Source organism: Candidatus Marivariicella framensis (assembly GCF_982709265.1).
This window is the reverse complement of sequence record NZ_CEXPNT010000023.1, coordinates 15,532-24,350: the sequence shown is the minus strand read 5'-3', so window position 1 is coordinate 24,350 and position 8,819 is coordinate 15,532. Positions and strand designations below refer to the sequence as shown.

The window sequence follows — 8,819 nt, the reverse complement described above, 5'->3', positions numbered from 1 at the left end:
TAGAGCATCTCCCTTTTAAGGAGAGGGTCCTGGGTTCGAGCCCCAGTCAGGTCACACAGCGCGCACGTGGCGGAATTGGTAGACGCGCTAGGTTGAGGGCCTAGTGAGAATTAAATCTCGTGGAAGTTCGAGTCTTCTCGTGCGCACATTAAATCAATTTTTTTATTTGATTTTTATTTTTTTGTAAATTTGAATAAATATTACAATTTTCTCTTATTCTAATAATGAAAAAAAAATTTGATACCGTTTCAGAGCAATGTAGTCGAAATGTGACAAAGTTATATAGCACATCGTTTTCAATGGCTACTAGGCTACTCCACAAATCTATAAGACAAGATGTTTACAACATATATGGATTTGTTCGTTTTACTGATGAAATTGTTGATACTTTCCATGACTATCCAAAAGAAGATTTACTTAACAGGTTTGAAAAAGAATTATATACCTCATTGGAACAGGGCATAAGTCTTAATCCAATATTAAATTCTTTTCAAAAAACAGTAAATAAATATGGCATTGATAAAAACTTAATCAAAGCATTTCTAAAAAGCATGAGATGGGACTTAGAAAAAAAAAATTATCAAACTGACAGTGACTATAAAGAGTATATATATGGATCTGCTGATGTAGTTGGCTTAATGTGTCTAACTGTTTTTACTAAAGGTAATCATGATAAATACTCAAAACTAGAAAAATATGCAATTTCATTAGGTTCTGCTTTTCAAAAAGTTAATTTTCTTAGAGATTTAAACCTTGACTTTGAAGGCTTAAATCGAACTTATTTCCCTGGTATTAATGTTAATAAATTTGATGAAAAATCAAAAAATAAAATAATTTTAGAAATTGAAAAAGATTTTAAATTGGCTTTAGTAGGTATTTTTGAATTACCTGACGAAGCAAGATTTGGGGTTTATATTGCTTATAAATACTATGATAAGCTTCTAAAGAAATTAAAAAAAACGCCCTCATTAAATATAAAAAAATCAAGAATTCGTGTTCCTAATTATCAAAAAATAGGTGTTTTAGCAAAATCTTATTTAAATTACAAATTAAACCTCTTATAAAAATGATTGAAATAATATTCTTTACTATAGTTTTCAGTATTAGTTATTTCATAATGGAGTTTATGGCTTGGTTTAGTCATAAGTATATTATGCATGGGTTTTTATGGAAGTTACATAAAGACCATCATAAAAAGGATCACAGTTCAAGATTTGAAAGAAATGATTTATTTTTTATCTTTTATGCAGTTGTTAGTATTTCAAATATTTATGCATGGAGTGAATATTCTTTTTGGGCCGGACTTCCAATTGGAACTGGAATTTTCGCATATGGATTATCTTATTTTATAGTCCATGATATATTTATTCATCAAAGGTTTAAAATATTTAAAAAAACTAATAACAAATACGCAAAAGGATTAAGAAGGGCTCATAAAATACACCACAAAAATATAAATAAAAACGGTGGTAAATGTTTTGGAATGCTTTGGGTTCCATTAAAATATTTCAGATAGATTATTTTTTCAACCAATTGTATTTAGAATCACAAGACCTATAATCTTGATTAATATTAATGTAAGTTGACTTAATCTTATCTTTCATCCACTCTTGAACAGCATCAAGTTTTTTCTTTTTCAAGGCTAATTCTTTAATTTTAATATAATCCATTGAAAAATCTGCAGTATGCTCATCAAACCTATTACTTACTTTTAAAATCTTATATTTCTTAATACCTGATTTATCCTCTTCAATTAATGGAACTGAAATCTCATTGTCTTTTAGATATCTTATCTGATTGTATAAAACAGGATCAATTTTAGTGAGCTCAAAACGAGAATCAGCAGTTATTGGGTTAATTAATACCCCTCCGTTATTTTTTGTTTCTTTTTCGGACGAAAAATATAAAGCTGCATCTTTAAAGCTTATTTCTTTGTCAATAATTCTTTTACGCAACGTATCTAAAGTATTTTTAGATTGAGCTAGGTCCTTACCATCTATCCTGGGAGTCAAAAGTATGTGTCTTATATCTACTTCTTGTCCTCGAATTTTATCTACTTTGAGAAGGTGCCAACCAAAATCACTTTTAAAAGGCTCTGATATATCTCCTTCGGGTAATCTAAACGCTACATCTCTAAACTCTTTAACCATTCTTGGTCTTTTTCTTTGAAGTGTATACTTTCCTCCAGTAGATCGAGAACCCGGGTCTTGTGAATATAAAATTGCTTTTGAAGCAAAGCTAGAACCTCCTTCTAAAATATCAACCTTAAATGACTTAAGTTGATTTATAATTCTTTTTTCTTCATCTTTTGAAACTATGGGAGACATAACAATTTGAGAAATCTCTAATTCAGTTCCAAAAACAGGCAAATCATAATTAGGTATTGACTCAAAAAACTCCCTTACCTCTTCTGGTGTTATAGATGTTTTTTCAATAATTTTTTCTTGCATATTAGCGGAAAGCTTTTGAATTTTGTTTATTTCAAACAATTCTTCTCTAAAACTTGCTTCATCAGGTTTATTGTAAAACTCTAAGACTTTTTCCATACTACCTAGCTGTTCAGTAAAATAATCAATACTTTGTCCAACATAATCATATATTTCTTGATCACTAACCTCAAGACTGTCTTGTATAGCGTGATGAGCATATAGCTTATCTTCCATTAACTTAGATATTAACTCACATCTTGAAACATCTTTCGTAGAAAGTCCCTGAGACTCCATGTCTACATACATTCTATCAATGTCTGAATCAAGTATTACAAAATCTCCAACAACTGAGGCTACTCCATCAACTTTGATTTTGGATGAATTAGATTGTGAAAGTAAATTCTGGCTAAACCCTATCATCAATATTAGTAAAAATGATTTACTGATATATTTCAAATTTTTTATTTTGTATTGCATCATTTATAATTTCTTGATCAAAGTTTTTTAAGAACTCTAGTTTTCGTTGATTAAAAACAATGTTTCTAATCGTATTTTCCACCGAGGATAATGGCGCGATTTCATTTTTAGATAAATAGTCTTCAATTTTAAACAAATATACTTGGATTGTGTCCTCAACTTCAAATATTTGTGATTTTTTTATATTAAATAAATCTTTTGATGTCAAAAATGAAGCATTTTGCAGAAGTGCTTTTTTATTAGACCACATAGTATCATTTCGAAATGAATTAGAGAATTGAAATGACAAAGAGTCAAGAAAAGTTTTATCTAAATCAGAATACCGAATAAATCGCTTAGTTATTTCATTTCTATCAATATTGTTCTTAGGAAACCCTATAAACCTATAACTATAAAGTGATTCTTTTAATAAAAACATAGAACTATTAATTTTATAATAGCCATTTAATTGATTTTGAGTAATCAATGTGTCAATTTGTGCTTTAACAATTGATGACTTATAATTATTATTATAAAGGTCTAATCTGTATTGGTTCAACAATTTATCTAGAGCTTTTTTGTTTTCATCTTTTATATTCAAAAGAGATTTATCATATAACAAGATATTTTTGGCCCATGTGTTAATGTAATTATGTATTTTAAAAATACTATCTGATACTGATGAAAATTTCAAATTAATTTGATCAATATCAGACATATACAGATAGTTATTCTCAACCCTAGCGATCAACTGGTTTTGTCTTGAGTTATTTAGCTCATTACATCCTGTTATAAACAAGAAGACTATTATTAAAAATATTCTGATGATTTTCATTTATATTGTTTTATTGACTCCCTGAGACAACGTAAAATTTTATAAAAATTGCCTGTTTGTTAATAAATTTTAGAGGCATAGATAACTATTTTTTTTTTAAATTACTGATTTTTAGTGATTTAAAACATAAAAAAAAAATTGTAAATTGCAGTATATAATTTAGGGTGAGAACAAAATTATTAATTTTTACCGTATTATTTTCTTTTAGTACTGCCTATGCAGTGAATTCACCTAGTTTATATAATATAAGTATAGTAGAAATTTCTATTCAAAAGGTTTTTTACAAAAATGGAACTCTATACATTAATGGGTTTGAGGGGCCAGGAATAGTAACCGTTTATTCTATTATTGGAAATAAAATTTATTCAGCAGAATTTTCTGATTTAAATTCTAACAGAAAATTGCCAATAAATCTCATGACTGGTAATATGTTTATAATTCAAATTCATTCTAATAATAAAATAAAAACCTTTAAAATTATAGCTTAATGAATTTATTTACCTACTGTAATTGGGTGCCTCTTTAGTTATACTAATATTATGAGGGTGGCTTTCGCGTATTCCAGATGAGGTGATTTTCACAAAACGACTATTATTTTGTAGAGATTCTATGTCTTTTGCTCCACAGTAGCCCATACCTGCTCTTAATCCACCAATAAATTGATGAATGCTTTCAAAGAGTTCTCCCTTATAAGGGACTCTACCAACAATCCCTTCAGGAACTAATTTTTTTAAATCGGATTCTATATCTTGAAAATATCTGTCTTTTGATCCTTGCTCCATTGCTTCTAATGATCCCATCCCTCTATATGATTTAAATTTTCTTCCCTCATATATTATCGTTTCTCCTGGTGATTCTTTTGTTCCTGCAAGTAAAGAACCCAACATAACACAATCAGCACCTGCAGCCAGTGCTTTTGGTATATCTCCTGTATATCTAATTCCTCCATCAGCAATAACTGGAATACCTCTTCCTTCAAGTGCTTTAGCTACATTCATTACAGCGGTAAATTGAGGATACCCAACACCAGCAATAATACGAGTAGTACATATTGATCCTGGTCCAATTCCTACTTTAACTGCATCTACTCCTAAATCGGCTAAATAAATAGCGGCTTCAGCTGTAGCAATATTCCCAACAACAAGTTCTATCTCAGGAAAATTTAATTTAATTTTTTTAACCACATCTGATACTCCTTCAGTATGACCGTGAGCAGTATCAATAACTATAGCATCAACTTGAGCATTGACTAATGCCTTTGTTCTGTCCATTACATCACCACTAACACCAACTGCAGCGGCAACTCTGAGGCGACCATAGGTGTCCTTATTAGCTATTGGTTTAGAGCTATGCTTTGTTATATCACGGAATGTTATTAAACCAACTAGTTTGTTATTTGAATCTACAACCGGTAACTTTTCAATTTTATGCTTTTGAAGAATTTCCTCGGCATCGCCTAAAGATGTTCCTTTTTTAGCCGTTATAAGATTTTTTGAAGTCATTACTTCAGTTATAGGTCTTTTATTGTTCCTTTCGAAGCGCAGGTCACGGTTAGTTACTATACCCTTTAACTCCCCCCCTTGATCAATTATTGGAATTCCTCCTATACTGTGTTTTTCCATTGATGATTTAGCGTCAGAAACCAAAGAAGTTAAAGTTAAAGTAACTGGATCCAATATCATACCAGACTCAGACCGTTTAACTTTTCTAACTTTTTCAGCTTGCTGATCTATTGTCATGTTTTTATGAAGAACCCCTATACCTCCTTCACGCGCAATAGCAATAGCCATTTTACTCTCAGTTACTGTATCCATTGCAGCAGAGGATATAGGTACATTGATTTTAATATTTTTAGAAAAACTTGAAACAATTGAAACATCTCGTGGAAGAATGTTTGAAAAAGAGGGAACAAGTAATACATCATCGTATGTTAAACCCTGTTCTAAAATTTTTTTGGAATCCATTAGCAATTCATATAAAATGTAATTGCATGTAAATTTACAAAATTAAAATTTAGTATACATTTTAATTATTAGAACAAGTACAAAACGAGCATTCAAACTCTTTAGACAATATCGTGTATTGCTTCAAAAGACATATTGAATTAAATGGGGGTGAACATGGGCCAATGGCTATAAATATGATAAGTGAACTATATGGTAATGACAAATTAAAGTGAAATGAAGCAATTTTCGCTTCCAAACAAGCACTCCAAATGAGCATTAATTTACGGGATTCAATTAACAGAAGTATTAAAGAAAAGTTATAGATTAGCTTTATGATAAATAAAATATTTTTAATAATACTGTCATTAGCATCTCTAATGACATCCGCTCAAGTAAATCCCGAAAATTATGCAAAAAGCATAACCTCTGAAGAGCTAAGGGGATTATTATACACCTATGCTTCTGATTATTTTTCAGGAAGAGAAACAGGTGAAAAGGGACAAAAAATAGCAGTAGATTTTTTAAGAGATTACTATATAAGTCATGGAATTTCTTCAGCAAAAAACACTAATGATTTTTTTCAAAAAATGATTCTTGAAATTAAAGGTGAAAAGGTTAAAACAGAAAATGTAGTAGCAATAATTCCTGGAAGTGTAAAACCAGATGAATATATAATTATTTCAGCTCATTTGGATCATGTAGGGAAAAACAATGAAGAGGTTTATAATGGAGCTGATGATGATGGATCAGGAACTGTAGCGCTTCTTGAAATAGCAGAAGCTTTTCAAAAATCAGTTACAAACGGAGATGGTCCTAAAAGGTCCATAGTGTTTCTTCATGTTACTGGAGAAGAAAAAGGACTACTTGGCTCAAAATATTACACAGAAAATCCTTTATATCCATTGGAAAAAACTATTGCTAATCTAAATGTTGATATGGTAGGAAGATTAGATCCAAAAAGAGAAGATAAAGATCCTAACTACATATATTTAATTGGTTCCGACAAGTTGAGTCAAGAGCTACATGATCTATCTGAAAAAATGAATTCAGATTATACTAATCTTAAAATTGATTACACATTTAATGATGAGCAAGATCCAAATCGTTTTTATTACAGAAGCGATCATTATAATTTTGCAAAGAAAAATATTCCAGTAATTTTTTATTTTAATGGCACCCATGATGATTATCATAAATCTACAGACACTCCGGAAAAAATAAATTATCCTATGTTAGCAAAACGTAGTAAATTAATTTTTTATACTGCGTGGAAACTAGCAAATCAAGAAAATAAAATTAAGTTGAACGATTAGTTATCTAATTTAAAAATGGATGTTTCAATTATTCTTTTATTTTGCAGCACGGTCACAATAGTTACTTTAAGTCCTGGGCCAGATATTATTTTTGTAATTTCTCAAAGTCTTCAAAGAGGTTACAAGTATGGAGTTAAAATTTCATTAGGGCTAGTAACTGGCTTATTTATATATACAATAGCATCCTCTTTTGGACTCTCATGGGTTTTAGATAAATTTCCAAATGTTTCTTCATTAATTAAAATAGTTGGAGCTTTTTATATTGGATTTCTAGCTTACGAAGAATTCCCTAAAAAAGGAATAATAAAACTTAAAGAACCAATAAATAATAAAAATACTCCCTTTTTTACTGGGTTAATAATGAATCTAAGTAATCCGAAGATTATGTTGTTTTTTGTTAGTCTATTTCCTCAGTTTGTGTTTCATAACAACTGGCCAATAAAATATCAATTTTTAATTCTTGGAATAGTTTTTATAATTATCGCTTTCCTGATTTTTAGTCTTGTTTCCGTTTTAAGCTATTTTTTGATTAAAAAAACTTTTTCAAACTTTAACCATAAATATTTTTCTTATTTGTCTTGTTTTGTTTTTGGGAGTATTTCTGTTTTACTTTTTCTTAGTGAAATCAAGAATATTTTCGAATAAAACAGTGTTAAACTCTTTTGGAGACTCCATCTGCGGGAGATGTCCTGCAGATTTAAAAATGAATTCCTCTCTATCTGGCAAAATGTAATTCAATTTACTTTCAAAATCATCAAAAACAACAACTGTATCATATCCTCCCCAAAGAGTGAAAATATCAATACCTGTTTTAGCTATATCTATGTGAATATTGTCTAATGACACATGATTTTTTCTGGTTGAAATCAAAGCCTTTGCAAACCCTTTATATTTTTGAAGTTCTGAATATCTTTTGCCCCAATCTTTATATTGCTCGGGGTTTTTAAAATCATTTTTTTGACTTTGTGAAAGAAATTCATAATTATTTATATAATTTAAAATTTCATCTTCACTAACGGTTTTATCATTTAATTCTTTTACATCATTAAATCCATTCGAGGAAACGTAAATCATCTTGTCGATTCTACTGGGATCAATATGTGCCATTTTTGAAATCACTCTACCGCCATTTGAAAGTCCAATTAAAACCGCTTTATTAATAGAAAGAGAATCTAACAGCTCCCAACTTTGTTTTGCAAATAGCTCATCAGTATAATCAGTATCTGGATTTTCAGAATAGCCCCTACCGTATAAATCAAATCTCAAAACCTTATATCCTAAATTTTTTGCTTTTTGATAAGTTGGTTCCCATATGTATGAAGGAACAGAGAATCCATGTATTAACACTAATACAGGTCCAGAGCTACTTTTGTTAGCTAATTCATAATATGTAATACCATTATTAAGCTTTATAAAATCTCCAGGTAATGAATCTTGTATTTTAGCAACAAACGTATCGTTCTTAATAATGTATTCATATTTATCAAGTTTTTCATTTAAAGATTTTTCTTCTTTAATATTAAATGAACATGAAAAAAAGGTAAAAACAATAACAAGTGAAATAAATTTTATGGCTTTATTCATTGAGTTTAAATTAAAAGTTGCTAAAAATTATTTATTTAGTGAAATAAATCTACCTTTTTTACCTCGCCTTTTTTCAAGTTCTTTAGCTTTCAAAAAGTCTTGTCTAGTAAATCTTTTTCCATTAATATAAAGATGTTTAACACCAACAGGAAAGTCAATATCGATAATACTTCTTCTCATTTAATTTAATTAGGAGGATAAATATATAATTTATTTATTAAAATAATATTTTTGGCTTAAAACAAAATCATAAATT

Annotated in this window: 10 protein-coding genes, 1 tRNA gene and 1 pseudogene; 7 read left to right on the top strand and 5 right to left on the bottom strand. The window is 29.3% G+C overall.

What is annotated here, in order from left to right:
- Positions 1 to 60: 60 nt before the first annotated feature.
- The 3 genes from AC34EU_RS07530 (at position 61) to AC34EU_RS07520 (ending at position 1,516) form a co-directional block, all read left to right on the top strand.
- Positions 61 to 146 (top strand) — tRNA-Leu (locus AC34EU_RS07530).
- Between the two features lie 78 nt (positions 147 to 224).
- Positions 225 to 1,064: a phytoene/squalene synthase family protein gene (locus AC34EU_RS07525; RefSeq protein ID WP_487532846.1), complete on the top strand. Its 840-nt coding sequence runs from the start codon at positions 225 to 227 to the stop codon at positions 1,062 to 1,064.
- A gap of 2 nt (positions 1,065 to 1,066) precedes the next feature.
- Positions 1,067 to 1,516, top strand: a complete 450-nt coding sequence (locus AC34EU_RS07520) for a sterol desaturase family protein (RefSeq protein ID WP_487532845.1) — start codon at positions 1,067 to 1,069, stop codon at positions 1,514 to 1,516.
- A gap of 1 nt (position 1,517) precedes the next feature.
- Here the strand turns inward: AC34EU_RS07520 and AC34EU_RS07515 are convergent, their stop codons facing one another.
- Together AC34EU_RS07515 and AC34EU_RS07510 are read right to left on the bottom strand one after the other, a co-directional pair.
- On the bottom strand, positions 1,518 to 2,885 hold the full coding sequence (locus tag AC34EU_RS07515) for a peptidylprolyl isomerase (RefSeq protein ID WP_487532844.1): 1,368 nt from the start codon (positions 2,883 to 2,885) through the stop codon (positions 1,518 to 1,520).
- Positions 2,869 to 3,720: a hypothetical protein gene (locus tag AC34EU_RS07510; protein WP_487532843.1), complete on the bottom strand. Its 852-nt coding sequence runs from the start codon at positions 3,718 to 3,720 to the stop codon at positions 2,869 to 2,871. The genes AC34EU_RS07515 and AC34EU_RS07510 overlap by 17 nt, the downstream gene beginning before the upstream one ends.
- Before the next feature lie 221 nt (positions 3,721 to 3,941).
- Here AC34EU_RS07510 and AC34EU_RS07505 point away from each other — a divergent pair, with 221 nt between their 5' ends.
- The gene (locus tag AC34EU_RS07505) at positions 3,942 to 4,208 is read left to right on the top strand and encodes a hypothetical protein (RefSeq protein WP_489696153.1); all 267 of its coding nucleotides are present in this window, start codon (positions 3,942 to 3,944) and stop codon (positions 4,206 to 4,208) included.
- Positions 4,209 to 4,217: 9 nt separating this feature from the next.
- On the opposite strand, the gene guaB is transcribed toward AC34EU_RS07505, so the two are convergent.
- Positions 4,218 to 5,684: an IMP dehydrogenase gene (gene guaB, locus AC34EU_RS07500; protein ID WP_487532840.1), complete on the bottom strand. Its 1,467-nt coding sequence runs from the start codon at positions 5,682 to 5,684 to the stop codon at positions 4,218 to 4,220.
- Positions 5,685 to 5,764: 80 nt separating this feature from the next.
- On the opposite strand from guaB, the pseudogene AC34EU_RS07495 reads away from it, so the two are divergent.
- From AC34EU_RS07495 to AC34EU_RS07485, 3 genes and pseudogenes are all read left to right on the top strand, one after another.
- Positions 5,765 to 5,899 (top strand): annotated as a pseudogene (locus AC34EU_RS07495) (DUF3050 domain-containing protein); the annotation flags it as partial.
- A 99-nt stretch (positions 5,900 to 5,998) separates the two neighbouring features.
- Positions 5,999 to 6,979, top strand: coding sequence for a M28 family metallopeptidase (locus AC34EU_RS07490; RefSeq protein WP_487532839.1), 981 nt, complete (start codon positions 5,999 to 6,001; stop codon positions 6,977 to 6,979).
- Positions 6,980 to 6,994: 15 nt separating this feature from the next.
- Positions 6,995 to 7,624 carry a LysE family translocator gene (locus AC34EU_RS07485; RefSeq protein WP_489696152.1) on the top strand — a complete coding sequence of 210 codons (630 nt, stop codon included), beginning with the start codon at positions 6,995 to 6,997 and terminating at the stop codon, positions 7,622 to 7,624.
- Here AC34EU_RS07485 and AC34EU_RS07480 read toward each other — a convergent pair.
- Positions 7,586 to 8,563 carry an alpha/beta fold hydrolase gene (locus tag AC34EU_RS07480; protein WP_489696151.1) on the bottom strand — a complete coding sequence of 326 codons (978 nt, stop codon included), beginning with the start codon at positions 8,561 to 8,563 and terminating at the stop codon, positions 7,586 to 7,588. The genes AC34EU_RS07485 and AC34EU_RS07480 overlap by 39 nt on opposite strands.
- 27 nt (positions 8,564 to 8,590) lie before the next feature.
- Positions 8,591 to 8,743 carry a hypothetical protein gene (locus AC34EU_RS07475; protein WP_487532836.1) on the bottom strand — a complete coding sequence of 51 codons (153 nt, stop codon included), beginning with the start codon at positions 8,741 to 8,743 and terminating at the stop codon, positions 8,591 to 8,593.
- Positions 8,744 to 8,819 lie beyond the last annotated feature (76 nt).

Bases quoted from the DNA above. Each gene is read 5' to 3' on its own strand.
- AC34EU_RS07525 (WP_487532846.1), top strand. From the start codon at position 225: ATGAAAAAAAAATTTGATACCGTTTCAGAGCAATGTAGTCGAAATGTG.
- AC34EU_RS07520 (WP_487532845.1), top strand. From the start codon at position 1,067: ATGATTGAAATAATATTCTTTACTATAGTTTTCAGTATTAGTTATTTC.
- AC34EU_RS07510 (WP_487532843.1), bottom strand. From the start codon at position 3,720: ATGAAAATCATCAGAATATTTTTAATAATAGTCTTCTTGTTTATAACA.
- guaB (WP_487532840.1), bottom strand. From the start codon at position 5,684: ATGGATTCCAAAAAAATTTTAGAACAGGGTTTAACATACGATGATGTA.
- AC34EU_RS07490 (WP_487532839.1), top strand. From the start codon at position 5,999: ATGATAAATAAAATATTTTTAATAATACTGTCATTAGCATCTCTAATG.
- AC34EU_RS07485 (WP_489696152.1), top strand. From the start codon at position 6,995: ATGGATGTTTCAATTATTCTTTTATTTTGCAGCACGGTCACAATAGTT.
- AC34EU_RS07480 (WP_489696151.1), bottom strand. From the start codon at position 8,563: ATGAATAAAGCCATAAAATTTATTTCACTTGTTATTGTTTTTACCTTT.
- AC34EU_RS07475 (WP_487532836.1), bottom strand. From the start codon at position 8,743: ATGAGAAGAAGTATTATCGATATTGACTTTCCTGTTGGTGTTAAACAT.